The 24,308-nt window shown below is 72.5% G+C and carries 17 protein-coding genes; 7 read left to right on the forward strand and 10 right to left on the reverse strand.

Translation table 11 applies throughout. From position 1 onward, the window contains the following. Position 1: 1 nt before the first annotated feature. The 6 genes from HUT06_RS33910 to HUT06_RS33935 all read right to left on the reverse strand — a co-directional run bounded on the left by HUT06_RS33910 (position 2) and on the right by HUT06_RS33935 (position 6,036). The gene (locus HUT06_RS33910; protein WP_176199437.1) at positions 2-1,126 is read right to left on the reverse strand and encodes an acyl-CoA dehydrogenase family protein; all 1,125 of its coding nucleotides are present in this window, start codon (positions 1,124-1,126) and stop codon (positions 2-4) included. Positions 1,127-1,259: 133 nt separating this feature from the next. After that, positions 1,260-2,240, reverse strand: a complete 981-nt coding sequence (gene senB / locus HUT06_RS33915; RefSeq protein ID WP_176199438.1) for a selenoneine biosynthesis selenosugar synthase SenB — start codon at positions 2,238-2,240, stop codon at positions 1,260-1,262. Beyond that, entirely contained in the window at positions 2,237-3,529 is a 1,293-nt protein-coding gene (gene senA / locus HUT06_RS33920) for a selenoneine synthase SenA (RefSeq protein WP_217711570.1), read from the reverse strand. Before senA ends, senB begins: the two co-directional genes overlap by 4 nt. A gap of 124 nt (positions 3,530-3,653) precedes the next feature. Continuing rightward, positions 3,654-4,490, reverse strand: coding sequence for a M23 family metallopeptidase (locus HUT06_RS33925; protein ID WP_176199439.1), 837 nt, complete (start codon positions 4,488-4,490; stop codon positions 3,654-3,656). A 16-nt stretch (positions 4,491-4,506) separates the two neighbouring features. Continuing rightward, the gene (locus HUT06_RS33930) at positions 4,507-5,013 is read right to left on the reverse strand and encodes a helix-turn-helix transcriptional regulator (RefSeq protein WP_176199440.1); all 507 of its coding nucleotides are present in this window, start codon (positions 5,011-5,013) and stop codon (positions 4,507-4,509) included. 18 nt (positions 5,014-5,031) lie between these two features. Continuing rightward, a complete protein-coding gene (locus HUT06_RS33935; RefSeq protein ID WP_176199441.1) occupies positions 5,032-6,036 on the reverse strand; it encodes a patatin-like phospholipase family protein in 1,005 nt (334 codons plus the stop codon). 329 nt (positions 6,037-6,365) lie between these two features. Here HUT06_RS33935 and HUT06_RS33940 point away from each other — a divergent pair, with 329 nt between their 5' ends. The 5 genes from HUT06_RS33940 to HUT06_RS33960 all read left to right on the forward strand — a co-directional run bounded on the left by HUT06_RS33940 (position 6,366) and on the right by HUT06_RS33960 (position 15,040). Further along, on the forward strand, positions 6,366-9,560 hold the full coding sequence (locus tag HUT06_RS33940) for a glycosyl hydrolase 115 family protein (RefSeq protein WP_176199442.1): 3,195 nt from the start codon (positions 6,366-6,368) through the stop codon (positions 9,558-9,560). Further along, entirely contained in the window at positions 9,557-10,939 is a 1,383-nt protein-coding gene (locus HUT06_RS33945; protein ID WP_176199443.1) for an endo-1,4-beta-xylanase, read from the forward strand. Before HUT06_RS33940 ends, HUT06_RS33945 begins: the two co-directional genes overlap by 4 nt. A gap of 159 nt (positions 10,940-11,098) precedes the next feature. Continuing rightward, a complete protein-coding gene (locus HUT06_RS33950; protein ID WP_176199444.1) occupies positions 11,099-12,883 on the forward strand; it encodes a glycoside hydrolase family 15 protein in 1,785 nt (594 codons plus the stop codon). Between the two features lie 28 nt (positions 12,884-12,911). Then, complete coding sequence (locus tag HUT06_RS33955; protein WP_176199445.1) at positions 12,912-13,964, forward strand: glucose 1-dehydrogenase; 1,053 nt, start codon at positions 12,912-12,914, stop codon at positions 13,962-13,964. Positions 13,965-14,083: 119 nt separating this feature from the next. Then, positions 14,084-15,040, forward strand: a complete 957-nt coding sequence (locus tag HUT06_RS33960; protein WP_176199446.1) for a DUF5954 family protein — start codon at positions 14,084-14,086, stop codon at positions 15,038-15,040. Positions 15,041-15,087: 47 nt separating this feature from the next. Here HUT06_RS33960 and HUT06_RS33965 read toward each other — a convergent pair whose 3' ends face one another. Next, the gene (locus HUT06_RS33965; protein ID WP_176199447.1) at positions 15,088-15,453 is read right to left on the reverse strand and encodes a hypothetical protein; all 366 of its coding nucleotides are present in this window, start codon (positions 15,451-15,453) and stop codon (positions 15,088-15,090) included. Between the two features lie 189 nt (positions 15,454-15,642). Here HUT06_RS33965 and HUT06_RS33970 point away from each other — a divergent pair, with 189 nt between their 5' ends. Beyond that, the gene (locus HUT06_RS33970) at positions 15,643-17,769 is read left to right on the forward strand and encodes a tetratricopeptide repeat protein (protein WP_176199448.1); all 2,127 of its coding nucleotides are present in this window, start codon (positions 15,643-15,645) and stop codon (positions 17,767-17,769) included. Here the strand turns inward: HUT06_RS33970 and HUT06_RS33975 are convergent. From HUT06_RS33975 to HUT06_RS33985, 3 genes are read right to left on the reverse strand one after another with little or no spacing between them, the layout of a single operon-like run. After that, the gene (locus HUT06_RS33975) at positions 17,714-18,208 is read right to left on the reverse strand and encodes a hypothetical protein (RefSeq protein WP_176199449.1); all 495 of its coding nucleotides are present in this window, start codon (positions 18,206-18,208) and stop codon (positions 17,714-17,716) included. The genes HUT06_RS33970 and HUT06_RS33975 overlap by 56 nt on opposite strands. Continuing rightward, a complete protein-coding gene (locus HUT06_RS33980) occupies positions 18,208-19,443 on the reverse strand; it encodes a hypothetical protein (RefSeq protein ID WP_176199450.1) in 1,236 nt (411 codons plus the stop codon). Before HUT06_RS33980 ends, HUT06_RS33975 begins: the two co-directional genes overlap by 1 nt. Next, positions 19,440-20,582 carry a hypothetical protein gene (locus HUT06_RS33985; RefSeq protein WP_176199451.1) on the reverse strand — a complete coding sequence of 381 codons (1,143 nt, stop codon included), beginning with the start codon at positions 20,580-20,582 and terminating at the stop codon, positions 19,440-19,442. The genes HUT06_RS33980 and HUT06_RS33985 overlap by 4 nt, the downstream gene beginning before the upstream one ends. A gap of 231 nt (positions 20,583-20,813) precedes the next feature. On the opposite strand from HUT06_RS33985, the gene HUT06_RS33990 reads away from it, so the two are divergent. Next, positions 20,814-23,954 carry a tetratricopeptide repeat protein gene (locus HUT06_RS33990; RefSeq protein ID WP_217711571.1) on the forward strand — a complete coding sequence of 1,047 codons (3,141 nt, stop codon included), beginning with the start codon at positions 20,814-20,816 and terminating at the stop codon, positions 23,952-23,954. Positions 23,955-24,308 lie beyond the last annotated feature (354 nt).

A 24,308-nucleotide genomic window follows, 5' to 3' on the forward strand; every position in this document is an offset into this window, starting at 1 on the left:
CTCAGAGCAGGGCCATGCCGAGCCCTATCCGGCCGACGAAATCGTGGAGCGCCTCGGTGGTGGGCGCCATGACGCGGGCGGCCAGCGAATCGCGGAAAAGGCGCTCGACGCCGAAGTCCTTGCGGAACGCCGATCCGCCGCACAGCCGCATGACGCCGTCGGCGACGTCCGAGGCTGCCTCCGCCGCGACCGCCTTCACCTGGAGCACGCGGAGCGTCGCGTCCTCGCGGCCGGTCTCGATGGCGGTGAGGGTGTCGTCGAGGAAGGCCCGCACCTGGTCGGCGCGGGTGCGCAGGCCCGCGTACCGGGCCCGGTGCGTCGGCTGCTCGGCGAGCGTCTGGCCGAGGTGGTCGAGGCGGGTGCGGCACAGATGGTCGGCGGCCCGCGCGACGAGCGCGTCCATGAGGCCGAGCGAGAAGGCGGCGTTGAGCACCAGGAAGAACGGCAGGCCGGTCTGGAGCGCGATGTCGAGGCCGGCGCCGTCGGCCCCCAGCATGGCCTCGCGCGGGACGGGTACCGACTCGGCGGTCACCGGGTTGGAGCCGTTGCCGCGCAGCCCGAGCCCGTTGAACGGGCCGGAGACCGTGACGCCCGGCGCACCGGCGGGCACCAGCCAGAGGGTCATCGGGCCGTCGGCCTCCAGGGGGCGGCTCGACCAGACGTAGACGTCGGCCTCGCCGGACGAGGTCACCCAGCTCTTCTGCGCGTCCAGCCGGACCATGCCGTCGCCGTCCGCGCTCGCGGAGCTCATCGGCGCCCAGAAGTGGCTGCGCGACCCCGCCTCGGAGAAGGCGAGCGTGCAGAGGTGCTCGTCGCGGGCGATGGCGCGGCGCGCCTCGGCGGGCCCGTGCGCCTCGATGATCGCGGTGGCGGCGTAGTGCATGAGCAGGACCATCGCCGTCGAGCCGCAGGTGCCGCCGAGCCGCTCGATCACGTGCGCCGCCGCGCGCAGCCCGGCGCCCCGGCCGCCGTTCTCGGCCGCGCTGACGAGCCCGAGCAGGCCGGCCTTCGCCAGCGCGTCCACGTTCGCGCGCGGGAACGTCCCGGTGCGGTCGACGTCGGCGGCCTGCGGGGCGATGGTGGCGTCGATGACTCCGTGCACGGCACTCGCGTGGTCGTACGGCATCGATCCCGTCCTCTCTCACGGCATTCCGCCCCAGGCCCGCCGAAAGTGTTACACGGCGCCTTCCCGCCAACAAGGTGACATTTTTAGTCCGGCAAATAGCGACATATCTTGCGGAGCCCGCTTATGGACGGGATTAGGCGCCCTGTTCAGGCCGGATGCCGAGTTCGGCGAGCAGCGCGGCGAACGCCCGCCGCTCCCGGGCCGGATCGACCAGCGGGCGCAGCGCGGCGCAGTGCTCGCGGAGCCGGTCGTAGTAGCCGCCGGCGTTCTTCTCCGCCGCGTACAGGGCGGCGGCCAGCGCCTCCGCGTCCCCGGCCGGGAAGTAGCCGGGGTGGTCCTCGCCGAGCAGCCCGATCGAGCCGGGCACGGCCGAGGCGATGACCGGCACCCCCGCCGCGAGCGCTTCGGACACCACGTTGGCCCCGCCCTCGTGCAGGGACGGCAGGACGAGCAGGCGGGCGCGCGCCAGGATCGCGAGGGCCTCGTCCCGGGGCACCGGCCCGAGCCAGTCGTAGCGGGGGTTGCCCGCGGACTCGGCGGCGAGGCGGCCGGCGAGCCGCCGGTCCCGGGCCTCACCGGCGTGCGTGACGAGGACGCGGGAGTCCGCCGGGAGCAGCCGCGTCGCGGCGGCGGGGCGCAGCGGGTCCTTCACCGGCCGGACGTGCGCCAGGAACGCCGCCTCGAAGCGGCCGGCGCGCGGCGGCCGGGGCGGGATGTCCGGAACGGACTGCACGATCACCCGGGCGCGGGCGGCGAGTTCCGGGCCGAGCCGGTCGGGGGCGTGCCGCTGCAGGACGATCAGCCGCGCGGCCAGCGCGAGCACCTCGGGGTCCGTCCCGGCACTGCGCAGGTCCGGGTAGAGGTCCGTCCCGGTCAGCGCGATCACGATCGGCACGCCGGGGCGGTCGGCGTGGAAGGCCCGGACGGCGGCGGCGCTCTTGCGGGCGTGCAGCGCGAAGAGGGCGGTGTACTCACCGGCCGTGGGACCGCGCGGGCAGTCCGCGCGGGTCTCCACCCGGTGGCCGAGCCCGCGCAGGATCGCGGCCCAGCGCGCGGCCGACACGCCGTTGCCGGACGTGCTGCCCGGCGCGTGCGGCGTGACGAGCAGGATCACCCGCCGGCCGCGCAGGTGCGGAACCCGCCGAGCACGTCCCGGCGGTCCGGCGGGAAGTAGTTCCGCATGGTGGTGCGCACGTACCGGCCGCGGGTGGCCCACGAGCCGCCGCGCAGCACCTTGCGGGTGCCGAAGAACTGCTCGGAGTTCTCGAAGTAGGCGTCCCGCTCGAAGTTGGGGTAGCCGGTGAAGTCGCTCGCCGTCCACTCCCACACGTTGCCGATCATGTGCCGGCAGCCGGCCGGGCTCTCCCCCGCCGCGCAGGACGCGACACCGGCCGGGCCGAGCCCGCGCCAGTCGGTCGCGGCGGTCGCGGCGTCCGGCTCGCCGTCGCCCCACGGGTAGGCGCCGGCGCGCGCGCCGCCGGTGGCGGCGTACTCCCATTCCGCCTCGGTCGGCAGCCGCCGCCCCGCCCAGCGGCAGTAGGCGTCCGCCTCCCACCAGCAGACATGGGTGACGGGCAGGTGCGGCTCAAGGTCGAGCCACGTGTCGAAGTGGCGGCGCCTCCAGCCCTCGGCGGGCGAGCCGCGCCAGTAGAGCGGATGGGTCGCGCCGGTGGCGGCGAGCCAGGCGCCGCCGTCCGACCACCACCGGGCGTCGGCGTACCCGCCCGTCTCGACGAACTCGGCGAACTCCCCCTGCGTGACCGGCGCGCGCCCCATCGCGAACGGCGCCACCTCGACGCGGTGCGCCCACTTCTCGTTGTCGTACACGAAGGGGTCGGACTGGAGCGCGCCCAGTGTGAACGTCCCGCCGCCCACCTCGACGTCTCCCGGCAGCGGGCCGCCCGCGTCTTCCGGCGCCTGCACGTCGGTGAGGCCGGGCAGGTCCGGCGCGGAGTACCCGAGGCCCTGCCGCGTGTACGTGAACGCTTCGGTGTGGGTGTCGTAGTGGTGGACGGTGTAGCGGGCGAAATGCCGCACCACGTCGGTCGCGTCCGGGCGCATGACCTCTTCCACCACCCGGTCGGCGACGGTGCGCATGTAGGACGCGGTCTCCTTGCGGGACGGCAGGACGAGCCGCCACCGGGTGTCGTGCGGGATCGCGCCGGAGTCGTAGAGGGCGTCCCCGAACGGCAGGATCGGGTCGTGCCCGCAGGCGTCGCGGAGCACGAACTTCTCCTGGAACCAGGCGAGGTGGCCGATCTCCCAGAGCAGCGGGTTCACGGTCGGGAGCAGCGGCCCGACCAGCTGCTCGTCGTCGAGGTCCGCGACCAGCTGCAGGGCCCGCTCGCAGCCGTCGGCGACCCAGCCGGCCAGTTCCGCCGCGTCCAGAGGATAAGCCCGCACGCCGTTCTCCCGTCGTGGAGAGTGAGGCAAATTATCCGGCGGGCCTATAGCGCCGTCAACAGCCGCTCACCCCGTCCGGGACGGCCGCTGAATGGGTCGGTCCCCGCAGGTCAGATAATTGTTACTACGACGCTATTTCCATTTGCGGAACGGTGAACGGCTCCCGGCCGCCCGGGGCGCCGGTCCGCGTCCGCCCGCCGCTCTCGTAGCGGAAGGCGAACGGGACGCCGGCGGCGGCGAGGGGCCGCGGCCGGTCCATCAGGTGGAAGTGCAGGTGCGGCTCGGACGAGTTGCCGGAGTTGCCGACCTCGCCGAGGACGTCGCCCGCCCGGACCCGGTCGCCCTTCGCGACGCGCACCGAGCCGCGGCGCAGGTGCGCGAAGACCGCGTACACCCCGTCGCCGAGGTCGAGGGTGACGGAGTTGCCGACGATGAACCGTCCGCCCGACAGGGTCAGCAGGGAGAGCACCTGCCGGAACACCATGCCCTCGACCAGCAGGTAGAGGAAAGCGGGCCAGGAGTTGCGGCTCCAGTGGTCGCGCTGCCGGCCGCCGGCCTGGACGACGACGCCGTCCGCCGGCGCGAGGACGTCCTGCCCGAACGCCGGGAACGTCTCCGGACGGGACGCGATCCGCCGGCGCAGCGGGCGCCACGGCTCCGCCGGGTCCGGGACGTGCACGAGGTCGATCGCGTACGTCTGGCCCAGCTCGTGCGTCCCGTGGCTCGGCACCTTGTCGGCGGGGCTGTTGACGGGCAGCCAGCGGCCGCGGACCGGGGCGTCCACGACGACCGGCTCCCGGTCCGCGCGCCCGCCGGGCACGAAGATCAGCACGACCCCGGCCCCGATCAGGGCGAACCCGGCGATCGCGAGCCGGTCGTCGCCGTGCAGGGACTCGGTGAAGGTGAGCAGCAGCCCGAGCAGGACCAGCAGTGTGCGGAAACGGGCGATCGTCCTGAACATCTTCTTCTCCGATCGGTCAGCGGCGCGTGGCGGCGAGCACGGCGAGCAGCGGTACCACCCGCTCGCCCGGGACGCTGTACTGCCCGCGCGCGGTGGTGCGCAGCCAGCCGGCCGCGACCAGCCGGCGCAGGTGGTGGTAGAGCTGGCCGGTCGTGCCGAGGCCCTCGTGGGCGGCCAGCTCGGCGGTGGTGCGGGCGCCGTGCAGGATCTCGCGGACCAGCAGCAGCCGCACCGGGTGCGCCAGCGCGCCCAGCGTGTCGGCGGCCTGCGCCCAGTCGTCGGCGAGCAGGTCGCCCGCCGGGTGCCCCTGCTGCCACTCGTAGTGCTCGCCGGACGGCAGCGTCACCGAGCCGGTGAACAGCACGGCGCCGGGGTCGGCGGCGCGCTCCTTCAGGCCGCGCAGCGCCCAGAAGGCGTCCTCGGCGTCCGGCGGCTCGGCGCTCTCGGGAGGCCGGCCCTCCAGGCGGGCCACGCGCTCCTCCAGGCGGGCGACGCGGTCCGCCAGGCTCTCCTCCTCGGCCATGCCTCCAATACTACGTAATTACGTAACTTCCACAAACCCGCTGGGGGACGCCGGGCGGGGGCGGTACCGCGCCAGGTAGCCGGCGTGGTCCCAGTGGTCGAGGAAGCGGGCGGCGGCGTCCCGTCCGGCGGCGTACAGCTCCTCGCGCGCGGCCGCGTCCAGGTCGAAGTCGGTCGCGAGGACGCCGTCGGTGCGGGCGAACATCGTGCGCGCGACGATCGACGGCTCGTCCATCTGCACGCGGTCGTGCGCCTCCGCCATCGTCGAGATCAGCGACCGCCCGTAGCCGACGGGGCCGCGGACGCGGTGCCACCGCCGGTACATGCCGCCGGACGGGGGCCGCGCCGACAGCTTCACGCCGAACGTGGGCCAGCGGGGCTCGCGGTCCGCCCGGTCGAAGATGGTGATCGGGTAGTTGGACAGCATGCCGCCGTCCACCTGCACGCTCCTGCGGCCGTCCGCGCGGCGGACGCGGCACGGCCGGAAGAACACCGGGATGGACGCCGAGGCGCGCACGGCGTCGGCCACCGGCTGCTCGTCGGGGTCGAGGCCGTAGCGGTCGTAGTCCCACGGCAGCCGCACCATGCGGCCGCTGCTGACGTCCGACACCACGACGACCAGTTTGTAGGCGCGCTCGGGCGGCAGCGCCGAGCCGGGGTCGTGCAGCCTGAGCTGCCCGAACGTCTCCACGCCGCACTCGCGCAGCCGCGCGCCGATCCAGCGGTGCAGCGCGTCGCCCCGGTGCAGGCCGAGGGTCGCGAGCAGCGACACGCCCCGGACGACGGCGAACCGCGAGCCGTCCTGGAAGGACCGGTAGTCGACCTCGCGCATCACCCGGACCATGTCCGGGACGGGCATTCCCGCGGCCAGCAGCGACCCGACGATCGCGCCGGCGGACGTCCCGGCGACGCGGGCGGGCGCGCCGAACCGGTAGCCCCGGTCCCGCATCTCCGCGATCGCGCCGACGAGCGCGATCCCCTTCACTCCGCCGCCCTCGAGAACGAGGTCCGCGCAGCCGTTCATGGGCCATTCTCCCTCCGCCGCGAAATGTGCGGCGACTTGCGGCAGAGGAACGGGAAGACCCCCCGATTCGGGTTCCACTTGCCTTACTTCTTGTTGATGCCCACTGCGGGCGCGCGGCAAGCCCGCCGCTAGGCCCGCCGAGACGGTCGGCGGCGGATTCGAAAGGTTTCGAAGAAACGATCACCAGCGGCGGCCGCCGTGCGGGCACGCTGACCACTGAAAGCGTGGGCAAGTGGTTGACGCCAGGTGCGCTTGGGGTTACTTTCCTGTCTGATCTCGAAAAGCTATCGAAATGTTTCGAGGCCGCTCCCCCACTGAGGAGACCGCCGATGGGCAGAGCCCCGCGGACGTGGAAAGTCCTCCTGACCCTGGTCCCCACCGTCGTCGCCTTCACCGCCCTGCCCGCCGCGCGGCCGGCCGCTGCCGCTCCCGCGGGCCGCGGCCGGGCCGGCCCCGCCGATCCGGCGTCCTACATCTCCTTCCGCGACGGGCGCGGGCACTTCCCGCTCGTCGAGCACGGCAGGGCCGCTCCGCTGCTGGTCAGCGGCGCCGACTTCCCCGGCGTGCTGCGGGTCGTCGGCGACCTGCGGTCCGACGTCGAGCGGGTGACCGGTGTGAAGCCGGAGGTCACCACGGTCACCGGCGGGGCGCCGTCCGGGCGGGACGTCGTCATCGTCGGCACGATCGGCAAGAGCCCGCTCATCGACGGGCTCGTCGCGTCCGGCAAGCTCGACGTGCGGGGCATCGCCGGCAAGTGGGAGACCTCGCTCGAACAGGTGGTGGAGCACCCGCTGCCGGGCGTCCGCCGCGCGTTCGTGATCGCCGGCAGCGACCAGCGCGGGACGATCTACGGCGCGTACGACGTGTCGAGGAGCATCGGCGTCTCGCCCTGGTACTTCTGGAACGACGTCCCGTCCGAGCACCGCCGCGCGCTGTACGTGAAGCCGGGCCGGCACACGCAGGGCACGCCCGCAGTGAAGTACCGGGGCTTCTTCATCAACGACGAGAACCCGGCGCTGAACCGGTGGGCGCCGAAGTTCTTCGGGCCGGGCAAGGCGCCCGGCTTCCCGGGCGGCTTCAACCACGCGTTCTACGCCAAGATCTTCGAGACCATGCTGCGGCTGAAGGCCAACTACCTGTGGCCGGCGGTGTGGGGGCGGGCGTTCGCCGAGGACGACCCGCTGAACCACGCGACCGCGAAGCGGTACGGCGTGGTCATGGGCACCTCCCACGAGGCGCCGATGATGCGCGGCATCGAGGAGTGGAACCGGCACGCCGTCCCGGCGCAGCGCGACGCGGACGGCACCATCGTCAAGCCGGGCCACGACCCGTACGGCGGCACCGGCGAGTGGAGCTACCGACGCAACGCCGCCGCCATCGAGAAGTACTGGAAAGACGGCGTCCAACGGATGGTCGAAGAGGACTTCGAGGGCGTCGTCACCCTCGGCATGCGCGGGAACGGCGACGTCAGCCTGCCGGACGGCGACGGCATCGAGCTGATGCGCGGCATCATCGCCAAGGAGCGCGAGATCCTCGGCGACGTCACCGGCAAGGACCCGGCCGCCACCCCGCAGGTGTGGACGCTCTACAAGGAGGTCCAGCGCTACTGGGACCGGGGCCTGCGCGTGCCCGACGACGTCACGGTCGTCTTCACCGACGACAACTGGGGCAACATGCGCAAGATGCCCGACCGGAGCCTGCCGGACCGCGCGGGCGGATACGGGCTCTACTACCACTTCGACTACGTCGGCGGCGGACGCAACTACAAGTGGGTCGACACCGCGCAGCTCGGGAACACGTGGGAGCAGCTCCACCAGTCGTACCAGTACGGCATCCGCAATCTGTGGGTGGCGAACGTCGGCGACATGAAGGGCAACGAGCTGCCCCTCCAGTTCTTCCTCGACTACGCCTGGAACCCCGGCAAGTGGCCGCTGGAGAACCTCAGGGAATGGGAGCGGCAGTACGCCGCGCAGAACTTCGGCCCGGAGCACGCCGGCGAGATCGCCGAAGTCCTCGACACGTACGGGAATCTGCAGGCGCTGCGGAAGCCGGAACTGCTCAACCGCCGCATCACCCTCGACCCGGACAAGGACCTGCCCACCGATTCCAGCGCCGTCGTCTATGACGACCAGCAGACGCCGTTCTACCTCAACCAGTACCGGGAGATGGCGACGCTGACCGCGCGCTGGAAGCGGCTGGCGGCGCAGGCGGAACGGATCCGCGAACGGCTGCCGAAGCAATACCAGGACGCCTACTACCAGCTCGTCCACTACCAGGTGAAGGCCACCGCGAACCTGTACGAGCTGCGCGAGGCCGAGTTCACCAACATCCTGTACGCGAAGCAGGGACGGGCGGCCACGAACGACTACGCCGACCTCGCCGAGGCCCGCTTCGCCGACGACCAGGCGATGGCGAACCACTACAACACCGGGATCGCCGGCGGGAAATGGGACGGCTTCCAGAGCCAGCCGCACATCGGCTACGGCGACGTCGAACGCTACGGCCCGAACGCGCCCTGGCAGCAGCCCGAAAAGGACAACGTGGCCCTGCCGGACGAGATCTTCCCGAAGCTGAAGCGCATCGAGGTCCCGGATGGCGCCGACATGGGCGTGGCCGTCGACGGCTCCGACGAGTGGTGGCCGGCGGCGAAGTCCGAGGCCGTCCTGCCGGAGTTCAGCCCCTACCAGAGCGGCCCCGCGCAGTACATCGAGGTGTTCAACCGAGGGTCCGACCCCTTCCAGTACACGATCACACCCGGTGAGCCCTGGGTGCGCGTCACCCACGACCGCGGACGAGTCGACAAGCAGATCCGCGCCACCGTGTGGATCGACTGGTCGCGCGCGCCCAAGGGCACCAGCCGCGTCCCCATCGAGGTCTCCGGGCCGGACGGGCGGACGGTGACCGTCCAGGCCGTCGTCGACAAGCCGGCGTCGTACCGGGCGCACGGTTTCGTCGAGGCCGGCGGCTACGTCTCCATGAACGCGGGCCATTACACCCGCGCGACGGACACGACGGCGGCGCGGTGGAAGCGGGTCCCCGGAATCGGGCGCACCGACGCCGGAATGGAGCCGTTCCCCGTCACCGCGTCCAGCCAGGAGCCCGGCAAGGGCCCGCGCCTCGAATACGACATGACGCTGACGACGACCGGCCCGGTGAAGGTCTGGGCCTACCTGTCGCCGCGCAACAGCGTCCTTTCCACCGAGGGCCTGAAATACGCCGTCTCCATCGACGACGAGCAGCCGCAGGTCGTGAACGTCACGACGCAGACCGGCGCCAACGACACCACGATGAACAAGCAGTGGGAGCGGAACACCTCCGACAACGTGAACCGCACGGTCACGACCCACACCATCACCCGATCGGGGACGCACACCCTGAAGTTCTGGATGGTCGACCCGACCGTCGTCCTGCAGAAGCTCGTGGTCGACACCGGAGGACTCAGGACCTCCTATCTCGGGCCCCCGGAAAGCCGGCGGGCCGGGTTTCGCTCAAGCCCCGTCCTTCAAGGAGGAACGAAACCATGAGAAGAGCACTCAGCGCGGTGCTGGGAGCAGTGCCGCTGCTCCTCGCGATGCTCGTGGCCGTCGCGGTCCCCGCGTCGGCGGCCCCCGGCACGCTCGGAGAGGCGGCCGCCGCCAAGGGCCGCGTCTTCGGTACCGCCGCAGCCCAGGGCCATATGGGCGAGTCCGCCTACGTCAGCACGCTCGACCGTGAGTTCAACCAGCTCACGCCCGAGAACGAGATGAAGTGGGAGACGACCGAGCCGTCCCGGAACTCGTTCAACTTCAGCGCGGCCGACCAGCTCGTCAGCCACGCCCAGGGGCAGGGCATGGCGATCCGCGGGCACACGCTGGTGTGGCACAACCAGTTGCCGGGCTGGGTCAGCGGCATCTCCAGCCGCGACGACCTGCTGAGCGTCATGCGGAACCACATCGCGAAGGAGGCCGGCCACTTCGCCGGGAAGGTCGACTACTGGGACGTCGTGAACGAGGCGTTCCAGGACGGGTCCGGCGCCCGCCGGGACTCGGTGTTCCAGCGGGTCATCGGCGACAGCTACATCGAGGAGGCGTTCCGGGCGGCACGGCAGGCCGACCCCAACGCCAAGCTCTGCTACAACGACTACAACATCGACGGCCAGAACGCGAAGAGCAATGCCGTCTACAGCATGGTGCAGGACTTCAAGGCGCGCGGCGTGCCGATCGACTGCGTCGGGCTCCAGGCGCACCTGACGCTGGGCAACGTCCCGTCCGACATGCAGGCCAACATGCAGCGGTTCGCGGCCCTGGGCGTGGACGTCCACATCACCGAGTTGGACATCCGCATGAACACCCCGGCGGACAGCTCCAAGCTCGCCACCCAGGCCAACGACTACAAGAAGGTCGTCTCCGCCTGCCTCGCCGTGTCGCGGTGCAACGTCATCACCGTGTGGGGCATCACCGACAAGTACTCGTGGGTGCCCGACACCTTCCCCGGTGAGGGCGCGGCCCTGCTCTTCGACGACAACTACAACAAGAAGCCCGCCTACACCGCGGCCCTCGAAGCCCTCGGCGGCAGCTCGGACGGCGGCGGGGACGACGGCGGCGGCGATGACGGGGGCGACGGCACCGTCAGCTGCGCCTACACCCGCACCGCGCAGTGGAACAACGGCTTCAACGGCCAGGTCACCGTCACCGCCGGCAGCGGCGCCGTCAGCTCCTGGACGGTCGTCATGACGATGAACTCCGGCCAGACGGTCGCCGCCCTGTGGAACGGCACCCCGACGACGAGCGGCAACGTCGTGACCGTCAAGCCGGTGGGCTGGAACTCCGCCCTCGCGGCGGGCGCGTCCGCGTCGTTCGGCTTCACCGCGAGCGCGCCGGGCGGGAACGTCGCGAACCCGTCCATCACCTGCAGCGCCCCCTGACATCCCCTCGACTCCCGGCACGGCGGCAGCTCCCATGCCGCCGTGCCGGCCCGTTTCCGGACAAGGCTCTTACCCGGGAACCTCTGACGCTCGGGACATACATCCACTATCACGGGTAGGTCCGGGAAAGCGGCGAGGCGGAAAGCGGGGGTGCGCGTTTTGGCACTGAGAATCGAGGACTACGGGCTGCTGGGCGACACCCAGACGGCGGCGCTGGTCGGCAAGGACGGGTCGATCGACTGGCTGTGCCTGCCCCGGTTCGACTCCCCGGCGTGCTTCGCCGCCCTGCTGGGCGACGAGCGGGCCGGGTTCTGGCGGCTCGCGCCCGCGTCCGGCGGCCTGTGCACGCGGCGCCGCTACCGGGACGACACGCTGATCCTGGAGAGCGAGTGGGACACCCCGGAGGGCACCGTCCGGGTCATCGACTTCATGCCGCCGCGCGGCGAGGCCGCCGACATCGTCCGGATCGTGGAGGGCGTGAGCGGGCGGGTCCCGATGCGGGCGGAGCTGCGGCTGCGCTTCGACTACGGGCGGATCGTCCCGTGGGTGCGGCACCGCGAGGGCGAGCGCAACGCGATCGCGGGCCCGGACGCGGCGTGGCTGAACACGCCCGTCCCGATGGAGGGGCGCAACCTCGCCACCTACGCCGACTTCGCGGTGTCGGCGGGCGAGCGGGTGCCGTTCGTGCTGACCTACAAGCCGTCGCACCTGCCGCGCCCGAAGGCGGTCGAGGCCGAGCGGGCGCTCACCGACACCGAGCTGTTCTGGTCGGACTGGATGGGCGAGTACTCCTACGAGGGGCGCTGGGACGCGGCGGTCCGCCGCTCGCTGATCACGCTGAAGGCGCTCACCTACGCGCCGACCGGCGGCATCGTCGCCGCGGCGACCACGTCCCTGCCGGAGCAGCTCGGCGGGCCGCGCAACTGGGACTACCGGTTCTGCTGGCTGCGCGACGCGACGTTCACGCTGCAGGCGCTGCTCGGCACCGGGTTCGTCGCGGAGGCCAAGGCGTGGCGGGAGTGGCTGCTGCGCGCGGTCGCCGGCGACCCCGCCGACCTGCAGATCATGTACGGCATCGACGGGACGCGGCGGCTCACCGAGTTCGAGCTGGACTGGCTGCCGGGCTACGAGGGGTCGACGCCGGTCCGGGTCGGCAACGCGGCGTCCGACCAGTTCCAGCTCGACACGTGGGGCGAGGTGCTGGAGGGTCTGCACCTCGCGCGGACCACCCGCATCGAGACGGACGAGAACGCCTGGGACATGCAGCTCGCCCTGATGGACTTCCTCGAAGGGCACTGGAGCGACCCCGACAACAGCCTGTGGGAGGTGCGCGGGGAGCGGCGCCACTTCGTCCACTCCAAGGTGCTCGCGTGGGCCGGCGTCGACCGCATGGTGCAGGGCGTCGAGCGGTACGGCCTGGAAGGCCCGGTCGACAAGTGGAAGGCGCTGCGCGAGGAGATCCACGCCGACGTGTGCGCCAACGGCTTCGACGCCGACCGGGGCACGTTCACCCAGTTCTACGGCTCGCACGGGCTCGACGCGGCGCTGCTGCTGATCCCGCAGGTCGGGTTCCTGCCGTGGGACGACCCGCGGGTGATCGGCACGGTCGACGGGGTCCAGCGCGAGCTGTACCGGGACGGGTTCGTGCTCCGCTACGACACGGCCGCCGACGGCGGCGGCGTGGACGGGCTGCCCGGCGACGAGGGCGCGTTCCTGGCGTGCACGTTCTGGCTGGCGGACGCGCTGCACGGCATCGGCCGCACCGGGCAGGCGACGGACCTGTTCGAGCGGCTGCTCGGCCTGCGCAACGACCTCGGGCTGCTGAGCGAGGAGTACGACACCCGCGCGGGGCGGCAGATCGGCAACACCCCGCAGGCGTACTCGCACGTCGGGCTCGTCAACACGGCGCGGCGGCTGAGCGGCGCCGACGGGCGCCGGTCCTGATCCTGGAACTCGCGGAAGGAGAAGCGCCATGCGCGCCTTGACCGTCCTGCCGGAGAAGTCCGGCTCGCTGGCCGTCACCGACGTCCCCGACCCCGAGCCCGGGGAGCGCGACCTGCTGGTCGACGGGCTCGCGGTCGGGGTGTGCGGCACCGACCGGGAGATCGCCGCCGGCGACTACGGCTGGGCGCCGCCCGGCCGCGAGCGGCTGGTGATCGGGCACGAGTCGCTCGGCCGGGTGCGGGAGGCCCCGTCCGGCAGCGGCTTCTCCCCCGGCGACCTGGTCGTCGGGGTGGTCCGGCGGCCCGACCCGGAGCCGTGCGGGGCGTGCGCGCACGGCGAGTTCGACATGTGCCGCAACGGCCGCTACACCGAGCGCGGCATCAAGGAGCTCGACGGGTTCGCGAGCCGGGCGTGGCGGGTCGAGTCCGACTACGCCGTCCGGCTGGACCCGCGGCTCGCCGAGGTCGGCGTGCTGATGGAGCCGGCCACGATCGTCGCCAAGGCGTGGGACCAGATCGAGAGGATCGGCGGGCGGGCCTGGTTCGAGCCGCGCCGGGTGCTGGTGACGGGCGCCGGGCCGATCGGACTGCTCGCCGCGCTGCTGGGCGTGCAGCGCGGGCTGGACGTGCACGTCCTCGACCGGGTGCCGGACGGCCCGAAGCCGCGGCTCGTCGCCGACCTCGGCGCGACCTACCACCACGAGGGCCTCGCGGAGGCGGTGCGCGGCGGCGCGCCGGACGTGGTGATCGAGGCGACCGGCGTGTCCCAGCTGGTGCTCGGCGCGATGGCGAACAACGCCCCGTACGGGATCGTGTGCCTGACCGGGGTGTCGCCGTCCGGGCGCCCGCTGGAGGTCGACGCGGGCGCGCTCAACCGCGACATCGTGCTGGAGAACGACGCGATCTTCGGGTCGGTGAACGCGAACCTGCGCCACTACGCGGCGGCGGCGCGGGCCCTGGCCGAAGCCGACCTCGGGTGGCTCGGGCGGCTGATCTCGCGGCGCGTCCCGCTGGAGGAGTACGAGGCGGCCTTCACCCCGCACCCCGACGACGTGAAGGTCGTGATCGACCTGGAGGGGTGACCGCCGGAGAAAAAACTGCGGACCGAAAGGCGGTTAATTCCGCATAAGGTCGGCGGGGTCGTCCGGCAATGCGGGAAAAGCCGTGCGGGGGCGGCGGCCGTCCGGTCAGGATGCGGGGCATGGCCTTCGCGTTGCTGCGCGGGTACGACCACATCAACGTGGTGGCCCGCCTCGATCCGGTCGCGGCGGTCCGCGACCGGGAACTCGGCGAGCGGATTCTGCGCTATCCGAAGATCTTTCCCGCCGGCGCCCCCGACTTCGGGCACGCGGTGCAGCGCGGGGACGCGTGGCGCGTCGGCGCGCTCGGCTGCGACGACCCGGCCGCGGCCCGCTACGGCCTCGCCATGGACCTGCGGACGGAGGCCGGCGCCGAACCGGACGCGCCGACCGCCGCGGCCATGCGGGCGGCGGCCGACCGGCTCGACCCGGAGGACGGCGAGCAGCTCGCCAAGGACGAGTGGGAGATCGGCGACCGCCGGTACCGGATCGTCCGGGTCGAGAAGTTCATCCAGTTCGGTGACCGGGTGCTGGAGCCGCCGCGGTCCACCGACGCCGACCTCGCCGCGGACGGCCTGCTGCGCGACCACCCGATCGACCCGGCGGCGCCGTGCGGGCAGTGGGAGGCGCAGCTGCGGCTGAACCTGGTCGCGTTCATGCCGGTCGCCGGGTCGGTCCCGGACATCGTCCGGACGGAGGCGCGGCACGCGATCCAGGCGCATCCGGGGGTGGTGGTGCTGCCGCCCACGTTCATCGTGGTGGAGCTCGACGGCGACTCCTGGGCGCCGCTCACCGGCGGCGACGACCCCGACGAGGCGCGCGAGCGGCTGGCCGGGCACTTCACCGGCCTGCTGCCGCGGCTCCGGGAGTTCGGCGGCGACCCGGCGTCGGCGGCGGAGCTCGCCGAGTGGGAGGCGATGGCGGCGGGCGTCCGGGCCACGTCCGGCCACGCGTTCAGCGTCCGCGGCCGGGAGTTCCGCACGGTCCGGGTGTCGCGCATGCTCCGCCTCGGCCGGGACGGGCCCGAGTCCCCGCGCCCGTCCGACCAGGAGCGCTACGGCCTCACGGCCGACGCCTGACCGCCCCGCGCCGCCCGGGGCGGGCCGCCCGGGGCGGGCCGCGGCCGTCAGCCGATGTTCAGGTCTCCGTGCACGTCGCGGAGCTGGACCATCCTGCCCGCCTGTCCGTTGAGCACGTTGACCACGCCGTCGCCCGTCGCGGCGGCGTTCGTCTGCGCCTGGTTCCACAGGTCGCGCGCCTCCGCCTCGAACCCGGGGTCGTCGGCCATCAGGGCGGCGACGGCGGACGTGAGGACCGCGACCCGCTCCGGCGTCGGGTCGCCGGCGGCCCGCTCCAGGGCCGCCTCGTCGGACGGACGCCCCCGGAAGCGCTCGCGGACCCGCCGGGACAGCTCGGCGACGGCGGCCCGGACCGGCTCGCCGGCCACCTCGACGGCCTTCCCTGCCATGGCGGTGGCGATGGCGACGGTCATCGGATCTGTCACCCCCACAGTTCACCACGCCGTGACGGCACCGACAATCGCCATTCTGACTGACTCCCAATAAAAGGCATGACCAAAATAGCAAATACTGCCTGCCGTTATTTATAACCGGGCATTCAGGTACGTTAACCATAAAGCGGGGCGATCAACGCACCACTGAGGCAATGGGATGGATCGAACGTGCAGTCTCCCGACGAACGGGACCGGTGGACCAACGAACTGACGGGGAGGATAGCGGGTTCCAGCGTCCAGGCCGGGTCCATCGCGGGCGGCGTGCACATCACCGCGCCCGGCGCGGCGCCGCTGCCCGCCCCCGCCCAGCTGCCCCCGCCCGGCCTGTTCGCCAACCGGCGCGCCGAACTGCGCCGCCTGGCGGCGTTCGCGGAGCGGCCGGGCTCGGGGCCCGTGGTCCTCACCGGCCCCGGCGGCGTCGGCAAGACCACGCTGGCGCTGCACTGGCTGCACGAGATCAAGGACGACTTCGAGGCGCAGCTGTTCATCGACCTGCGCGGCTTCTCCGGCGGCGAGCCGCTGCCGCCCGACGAACCGCTGGAGCGCTTCCTGCGCGCGCTCGGCGCGGCGCCCGAGCACATCCCGGCGGGCGCCGACGAGCAGTCCGCGCTGTTCCGCTCCATGACCGCGGGGCGCCGCCTGGTCATCATGCTCGACAACGCCGTCTCGGCGGCGCAGGTCCGCCCGCTGCTGCCCGGGGCCGGGCCCGCGCTCGTCGTCGTCACCTCGCGCCACCGGCTGACCGGGCTCGTGGTGGACGGCGCGCGGTTCCTGGACGTCGATCCGCTCGGCGAGCCGGGGGCGCTGGAACTGCTGGAGCGGCTGATCGGCGCGGACCGGATCGGCGCGGAGCGCGACCATGCCCGCGACCTCGTCGCGCTGTGCGGCACGCTGCCGCTGGCGGTCTGCGCGTCCGGTGCCCGCCTGGCGGCGCGGCGGCGCTGGCCGATCGCCCGCGCCGTGGCCGAACTCGGCGACGAGGCGCGGCGGCTCGCCGCGCTGCGCACAGGGGAGGGCGACATCTCGGTGGGCGCGGTCTTCAACACCTCCTACCAGGCGCTCGACGCGGAGCAGGCGGCCGCCTACCGGCTGCTCGGCGTCCATCCGGGCCCCGATCTCGGCGCCGCCGCCGCGGCCGCCCTCATCGGCACGGACGAGGAGCACGCGGCGCGGCTGCTGGACGGCCTGGTGGACGCCAGCCTGCTCCAAGAGCGTCCGGAGGACCGGTACGGCTTCCACGACCTCGTCCGCCTGCACGCGCGGGACCCGTCCCTCGCGCCGGCGGCGGACCGCGCGGCCGGGTTCGCGCGCCTCGCCGACTGGTACCTGGCGACGGCCGTCGCCGCCGACCGCACCCTGATGCCGGGCCGCTGGCACCTCGGCGAGCGGTACGCGGCACCGCCGGACGACCGGTTCGCGTCCCGCACGAAGGCCCTGGACTGGCTCGACCGGGAGCGCCCGAACCTGGCGGCCGTCGCGCAGGAGGCCCACGACACCGGGTTGCACGACGTCACCTGGCAGCTCGCCGAGGCGATGTGGCCGCTGTTCCTCCAGCGCAGGAACTACACGTCCTGGCTCCGGATGTACGAGTTGGGACGCGCCGCCGCCGCATCGTGCGGTGACATCAAGGCCCAGGCGCGGATGTTGGAGGGGCTCGGGGTCGCCCACCTCAACCTGCAGGAATTCGGCAGAGCGACCGACCACTACGAGACCGCGCTCGCCCTGGAGCGGCAGGCCGGCCACCGGCTCGGCGAGGGATCGGCGCTCGAAGGGCTCGGCGTCGCGGCACTCGCCACCGGCGACCCGTCCCGCGCGATCGAGCTGTTCTCCCAGGCCCGGGACGTGCACGTCGGCCTCGGGCGCCCGCGCGGGATCGCGCTGATGGACCGGCACATCGGCGAGGCGCTCAGCATCGCCGGACGCCACGACGAGGCGGAAGCGACGCTGAGCGGCGTCCTGGAGAAGTTCGACCGGCACGACGAGCCGTACCACCACGCGCGGACGCTCACCTGCCTCGGCCAGGCCCGGCTGCGGGCCGGGCGCCACGCCGAGGCCGCCGCCGCCCTCCGCGAGTCGCATGAGGTCGCGCAGGAGATGGACGCCCCGCACGTCGAGGCGGGCGCGCTGCGCGAGCTGGCCCGGATCGCAGAGCAGCTGGACGACCCGGCGGCCGAGCGCCTGCTGCTGGAACAGGCGCTCGGTATCTACACCGCGCTGGGCTCGCCGCAGGCGGCGGAGGTCAGCGAGCGGCTCGCCGAACTCCCGGCCGCGCCGTCCGGCGATGCCGCACCCTGACCACCGTGACCGTGTTCTCGCGGACGAGGGCGAGCCGGGCGAGCGCGGCCGGAGACCCGCCCGTCACGAGCCAGGCGTGCACGGCGGACGCGAAGGCGGCCGCGTCGTCCACCGTGCACGTCCCGCCCAGAACCGGGTCGAGACGCGCCTGCACGCCGCCGGCCGCCAGCAGGCAGCCTTGCTCGGTGACGGCCACCGCGACCAGGCATCCCGGATGTGCCGTCAGGAGTCGGGCGGGCTCCCCAGCCCTGGCGACGATCACGTCCGCAGCGGCCAGCCAGGCGGGCGAGGTCTCCTCCGGCCCGGCCACGAGATGCTCGTCGCACGGCGACGGGACCGGGCCGTCCCCGGCGGGGCGCCCCAGTGTGAACGCCCGCCCGCCGATGAGCACCCGCACCGGGCCTGGCACGTCGTCCCAGACCCGCACCACGGTGGCCATCACGCCGCCCTCAGCCCGTGGGAGGCCGGCAGCGGCACCGGCTCGACGTCCGGCAGGCGGTCCCGGTCGGGCAGCCGCAGCAGCCGGTACATCTCCCCGCGGATGAGGCGGGCCGCCTCCCCCGGCCGGGAGGTGATGTCGCCCCGGATCGCGGCGTGGACCCGTCCGGTGAAGGCGTGCACCGCGTCCTCCACCTGCGGCGCCAGCGGCCGGCCCCAGTCGACGCGCGGCGCGAGCGCACCGAGCCGGGCGACGTGGGTCCCCGGCGCGACGGCGTCCTCCGGGAAGGCGCCCAGCAGCACCGGCACCCCGATCGCCGCGCCGTAGCAGGTGACCGACCCGTGGTCGCCGATGAGGACGTCGGCGGCGACCAGACCCGCCCGCCATCCCTCCTCGGGCGGGAACAGCCGCACGCCGAGCCGCAGGCAGTCCGCGTGCCAGGCGAGCACCTGGCGTTTCCCGTAGAAGGACCACACGTTCGGGTGCAGCGCCGCGACGACCTGGTACCTGTCGCGCGGGAGCCCGGCCGCGACGCGCAGCAGCAGGTCGGGATGGCGGCCGAACAGCGAGTCCTCGTTCCAGGTGGAACTGACGAACACGAGCTGCCGGCCGGGCCGCACGCCGAGCGCGCGGCGGTACTCCTCCCGGTAGGGCAGGCTCGCCAGCAGCCGGTCCAGGCAGGGGTCGCCGCCCGCGAACGCGACCGGGCGCGCCTCGGGGCACTCGCGTTCAAGCATCTCCAGATGCTTGTCGTGCGCCAGGACGATGGACGACGGCACGACCCGCCCGCCGACGACAAGCCGCTCCCTGATCAGGTCGCTGATCGCACGCGCGGCCGCCGGCCCGGAGCCGACGTTGCGGGGGTGGAGCTTGCCCGGCCCGGCACCGTGCGACACGGTCATGACGGGTCCGTGCAGCTTCTCCAGCATCCCGTGGCCCGCCGCCACGACGAGGTCCCACTTCGTGCTGATCGCCTGCCGCCAGGGCAGCACCAGCCCACCGAGATCACGCAGATGCGTGTCCAGGCCACCGGTGTTGGCCGACGCCGGAGCAGCCGTGTACGCCACCGCCACCCGCCGGTCGGTCTCCAGCAGGGGCATGACGTCGGCGAGCCGGGTCGCCGCCGTCACGTGATGCGCGACGGCGAGGACTGTCCTGAGCGCCTGCACGGTCGAGCCCTTCAGAGCGTCGAGCCCGAACGGACCGGGCACCCAGCCGTCCACCGGGGGGTTCATCGCACTCCTCCCCGGCAGGTCTGCTCGGCCCGGCAGCCGATGCGGAAGGGCGGCGAGACCGGGTCCGCCACGGGGATCGTGGCCGGCTGCGGCAGCCGGAGCAGGCCGTACATCAGGCTGCGCATGTTGCGGTCGAACCGTCCCGGCTCGGACGTGATCCGCCCGAGGACGGGCCGGACCCGCTCGGGCCGCCACCGCGCCGCGGCCTCGGTCAGCTGCGGGCGGATCGGCCGGTGCGCGGCGAGCCGGACGGCGAGGAGGCGCAGCGCGTCCCCCGGCGGCGGCCCGGTGATGAGCACCGGGACCCCGATGACCGTCCCGTACCGGGTGACCGGGCCCGGTGGCCCGAGGATCCAGTCGGCGGCGACGAGCGCGGCCCGCCAGTCCGCCTCCGGCGGCATGAGGCTCAGCCCCGCCCGCAGGTGGACGCCGAGGCCCGGTGGCCCGTTCGGGCACCGGTCGCCGCGCGGCTCCGGGACGCCGAGGACGTGGTACCGGTCGGACGGCAGTTCGGTGAGCAGGCGGTGCACGATGTCCGGTGACCGGCGGCACGCGCACCCGCCGACGCCGCCGGTCGCGGGCAGGGCCACCACGACGAGGCCGCGCCGCCCGTCGACACCGAGGGCGCGGCGGTAGAAGTCGCGCAACGGCAGGCTCGCCACGAGCCTGTCATGGTCGGAGTCCCCCACCACGACGGCGCGGCCGGACTCGGCGTCCGGAGGGCGGTCCAGGTGATGGGCGTAGGTGAACACGGCCGGCGCGGGCCGGTGCGCGACCTCCGCCGGGATCGTGCCGGGCAGTGCGATGAGCGGCGCGCCCGGCGGCCGTGCCGGTACGCGGTGCGCGGTGACGACCAGGCCGACGTCGCCGTCCGCGAGTTCAGACCAGGGCAGCGGTGCCGCGCCGGCGTCTTTGAGCATCACCTCCACGGTGGCCGAGGACGGCCCGGGGGCCGCCGCGAAGAGCACGCGCAGCCGCGGGTCGGTCCCCGCGAACCGCGCCACGTCCAGTGCGGGCTGCCCCGGTACGGGCGAGCCCACCACAACCAGCACGGTGCGCCGGTCCCCCAGCCGTCCCCACCAGCCGGGGTCGAACCCGGTCAGGGCCCGACGCCATTCGAAGCCGGTCATTGCGGTCAACGAACCCCCTTTGACCTCGGATGCGAACATCCGTCTCTCCGTCGCAGATCGAATTGACCTGCCCTCCGGAATCGAGTGTCGATCGGGGAGCTTGACGAAAACTTGCAATCGTCCTGACTCGGAGAGTAGCGAGACAGCCGTCAAGCCGCGAGGAACACGGCGCCGCTCTGGCCATTCGGTACACGCGGTGCCAAAATCGGCTCAGGAGGAGATTTCCACAAAGGGGAACCGGTGGAGTTCCGCATCATAGGGCCCGTCGAGCTGTGGGTGAACGGCCGGCGGCGCGACCTTGGACCGTCCAAGGAACGCTGCGTGCTGGCCGTGCTCCTCCTCGCCCCGCGGCAGCCGGTGCCGGCGGAGACCATCATCCGCCGGGTGTGGGGCGACGACCCGCCGGCCAAGGCGCGGCAGGGGCTGCACGTCTACATGACGCGGCTGCGCCGAAGACTGGAGGACGTCGAGGGTGTCGCGCTGATCTCCCGTCAGGGGTCCTACCTGATCGATGTCGACGACGAATCGGTCGACCTGCACCGCTTCCGGCGGCTGCGCGACCAGGCCCGGGCGATCGCCGAGAGCGGCGACGACGAATACGCCCTCGACCACCATCGCCGAGCCGCGGAGTTGTGCCGCGCCGAACCGCTCGCCAACCTGTCGGGGAGTTGGGCCGAGCGCATCCGGCACGCTCTCGAACAGGAATTGCTGGCCGCCGCGTTTCTGCGGATCGATCTGGAACTGCGACGCGGGAACCACGCCGACCTCGTCCGCGAACTCTACGACCTCACCGAACGCCATCCCCAGAACCAGTGGCCGGCCGAGCGGTTGATGGTCGCGCTCTACCGCTGCGGGCGCCAGGCCGAGGCACTGGATGTCTACCGGCGCACCCACGACCTCCTCGTGGCCGAGTCGGGAACCGATCCGGGCCCTGGGATGCGGCAGATCCAGCAACAGATCCTGCGGGGAGACCCGGAACTGCTCCGGGTTCCCGGTACTCAGTTGAGCGTCGACCGGCGCCCGCACACGCTGCCGCATGACGCGCGCGTCTTCGTCGGACGTGAGGACGAGTTACGGCAACTCATGGACATGGTGCCGATGGCCGCAGGCCCACCGGCCGGATCGGCCGTGACCGTGATCGCCCTGGACGGCATGGCCGGCGTCGGCAAATCGATGCTCGCCGTCCACCTCGCACACCGGCTGGCGGCTCACTTTCCCGACGGCCAGATGTTCCTTCCGCTGCACGCGCATGACGCCCGGCAGAAGCCCGTGGATCCGGCGGACGCGCTCGACACACTGCTCCGCATGATCAACGTCCCGGTGACGCGGGTGCCGCGCGCGCTGGACGAGCGCGCCGCGCTGTGGCGGTCCGAGCTGGCGGGCAGCCGCGCGATCCTCGTCTTGGACGACGCCGCCGGGCACGACCAGGTCAGGCCGCTGCTCCCGGCGTCCGCCGGCTGCCTGGTGATCGTGACGAGCCGCCGCCGCCTGACCGGGCTGCACGACGCGTGGCCGCTCTCCTTGGAGACCTTGCCCGTCCGGGACGCGATGGTGCTGTTCACGGGCATCGCGGGCGCCGGCCGCGCGGAGACCGACGCCGACGTCGCCGCAGTGGTGGAGTGCTGCGGACGGCTGCCGCTCGCGGTGAGCATGGCGGCGAGCCGGCTGCGCCACCGCCGCACCTGGGACACCGGCGACCTGCTGGCCCGGCTGTCCTCCGACGACCGGCGCCTGGACGAGCTGCGCGACGAGGACCGCGAGATCACCACCGTCTTCGAGGTCTCCTACCGAGGTCTTCCGCCGCAACTGCGAGACGCATTCCGCGCATTCGGCCTGCACCCCGGCCCCGACCTGACGGCCGACGCGGGGGCCGCGGCGCTGGCGTGCCCGGTCCGGGAGGCCGAGCGGATCTTAGAGGAGTTGCTCGACCGCCACCTGATCACCGAACCCGCCCGGGGCCGCTACCGCTTCCACGACCTCGTCCAGGACTACGCCCGCCGCGTCTCCCGCGAGACCGACACCGACGAGGAGCGCCGCCGGACCGTCCACCGGATCCTCGACTTCTACCTCGCGGCGGCCGACCACGCGAACCACTTGCTCTCCCCACACCGCACGGGTGACACAGAGCCCGATGGGCCGCAGCAGCACTCGCCGCCCCTTGAGAACGAGGCGGACGCAGCCGAATGGTTCGCCGCCGAACACGCCTGCCTCATGAACGCCGCAGCAGAGGCCGACCGCATCGGCTCAGCAGAACACGTCGCCCGCTTCTCCCGTGTACTCGCCGGCCATCTGGAGTCGCGCGGCCGCTGGGACGCCGCCGCACGCCTGCACACCAAGGCGGTCGAGGCGCTCCAGGGCTTGGACGACCATCCGAGAACCGCACGCGCCCTCGTCGACCTGAGCCACATCCGATTCCGTGTCGGCGACTACGACACCGCGATGGAAGACGCGGAAAAGGCGCTGGATATCTACCGTTCGATCGGCGACCGCAGCGGAGAAGCACATATTCTCGGCCGCATAAGCCTCATCCACTGGCACCAGTCGCGTTTTCCCGAGGCATTGACCTGCTGCCGGGAGGCGGTGGAAATCCACCGCTCTCTCGGCGACCGGCGCGGAGAGGCGGAGAACCTCGATCGCACCGCGATCGTCTTGGAGTTCACCGGCGACTATCGCGAGGCCGAACGTCTCCGCCTCGAAGCACTCGCGATCCTCGACGAGATCGACGCCCCGGGCCTGCGGACGATGGCGCTCAACAACATGGGCGACCTGATGATCCGCAGGGGCGACGTCGACCGAGCCGCCGAGTACTACGCGCAGATCGCCGGCCTCCCCGAACTGAGCCGCCAGCACGAGGCCATCGTGCTCATCAACGCGGCCCACGTCCACCGCCGTACCGGAGCTTACGAAACGGCCCTGGCCAATTACCGTGCGGCACTCGCGATAGCGATGGAATTAGGCGACCGGCGAACCCAGGTCGACACCCTCATCGGCATCGGCGCCACTTTCCATAACACCGGCCGCTACGGCGAATCCATCATTCATCATGAACGAGCCCTGGCCATTTCACGCTCCATCAACGAGCGTTACGAAGAGACAGTCGCCCTCCGTCATCTAGGCGAGGCGCTCACTACCTCCGGACGCTATCGAACCGCCGTCGAGCACCTTCGACAGGCGTATGCTCTGTCCGCCGAAATAGGCGTTCCCGACGAGCAGGCGAAGGCCCTGGCAAGCCTGGGCGCCGCCCTCCTCCACGTCCAGGGCAGCGAAGCCGCCCGCCGCCCGTGGGAGGAGGCCCTCCGGCTCTTCACCACGCTGAACCTCCCCGAGGCGCAGGACTTGAGAGCCCGGCTCCAGTCCCTTGACCACGCCACCGGCACCTGACCTACACTAGAACCCATTCCATTCTCAGCCGGACGCCTTCCCCGAACACCGTCCTGCACAGCACCGAACATCGCACAAGAAACCGGTTCTACTCTACTTACCCGCCGTGCGCACGTTCCACAGAACCGGACACATCGCCTCCGACAACTCCCATGCAATGCGGCATCTCGACCTGCCGGGCATGAGATTCGTGGAAGTTGCCACGCAGGACCATCCAGGCTTAGTACTCTCTTCACCGGAAAGCCGCCCACACCGGGCTGTTCACTTCTCATCGGATGGAACTTTCCGTGGCCCGCTTCTTGAATAAAATTCTACCTGTCGCTCTGGTACTCACCGTGGCGCCCGCCGTCCTGG

This window comes from Actinomadura sp. NAK00032 (assembly GCF_013364275.1).
In the GTDB taxonomy this organism is placed as follows: Bacteria; Actinomycetota; Actinomycetes; order Streptosporangiales; family Streptosporangiaceae; genus Spirillospora.

Coding starts and splice junctions, on each gene's coding strand:
- HUT06_RS33910 (WP_176199437.1), bottom strand. CDS start 1,126: ATGCCGTACGACCACGCGAGTGCCGTGCACGGAGTCATCGACGCCACC.
- HUT06_RS33925 (WP_176199439.1), bottom strand. CDS start 4,490: ATGTTCAGGACGATCGCCCGTTTCCGCACACTGCTGGTCCTGCTCGGG.
- HUT06_RS33930 (WP_176199440.1), bottom strand. CDS start 5,013: ATGGCCGAGGAGGAGAGCCTGGCGGACCGCGTCGCCCGCCTGGAGGAG.
- HUT06_RS33935 (WP_176199441.1), bottom strand. CDS start 6,036: ATGAACGGCTGCGCGGACCTCGTTCTCGAGGGCGGCGGAGTGAAGGGG.
- HUT06_RS33940 (WP_176199442.1), top strand. CDS start 6,366: ATGGGCAGAGCCCCGCGGACGTGGAAAGTCCTCCTGACCCTGGTCCCC.
- HUT06_RS33945 (WP_176199443.1), top strand. CDS start 9,557: ATGAGAAGAGCACTCAGCGCGGTGCTGGGAGCAGTGCCGCTGCTCCTC.
- HUT06_RS33955 (WP_176199445.1), top strand. CDS start 12,912: ATGCGCGCCTTGACCGTCCTGCCGGAGAAGTCCGGCTCGCTGGCCGTC.
- HUT06_RS33960 (WP_176199446.1), top strand. CDS start 14,084: ATGGCCTTCGCGTTGCTGCGCGGGTACGACCACATCAACGTGGTGGCC.
- HUT06_RS33965 (WP_176199447.1), bottom strand. CDS start 15,453: ATGACCGTCGCCATCGCCACCGCCATGGCAGGGAAGGCCGTCGAGGTG.
- HUT06_RS33975 (WP_176199449.1), bottom strand. CDS start 18,208: ATGGCCACCGTGGTGCGGGTCTGGGACGACGTGCCAGGCCCGGTGCGG.
- HUT06_RS33980 (WP_176199450.1), bottom strand. CDS start 19,443: ATGAACCCCCCGGTGGACGGCTGGGTGCCCGGTCCGTTCGGGCTCGAC.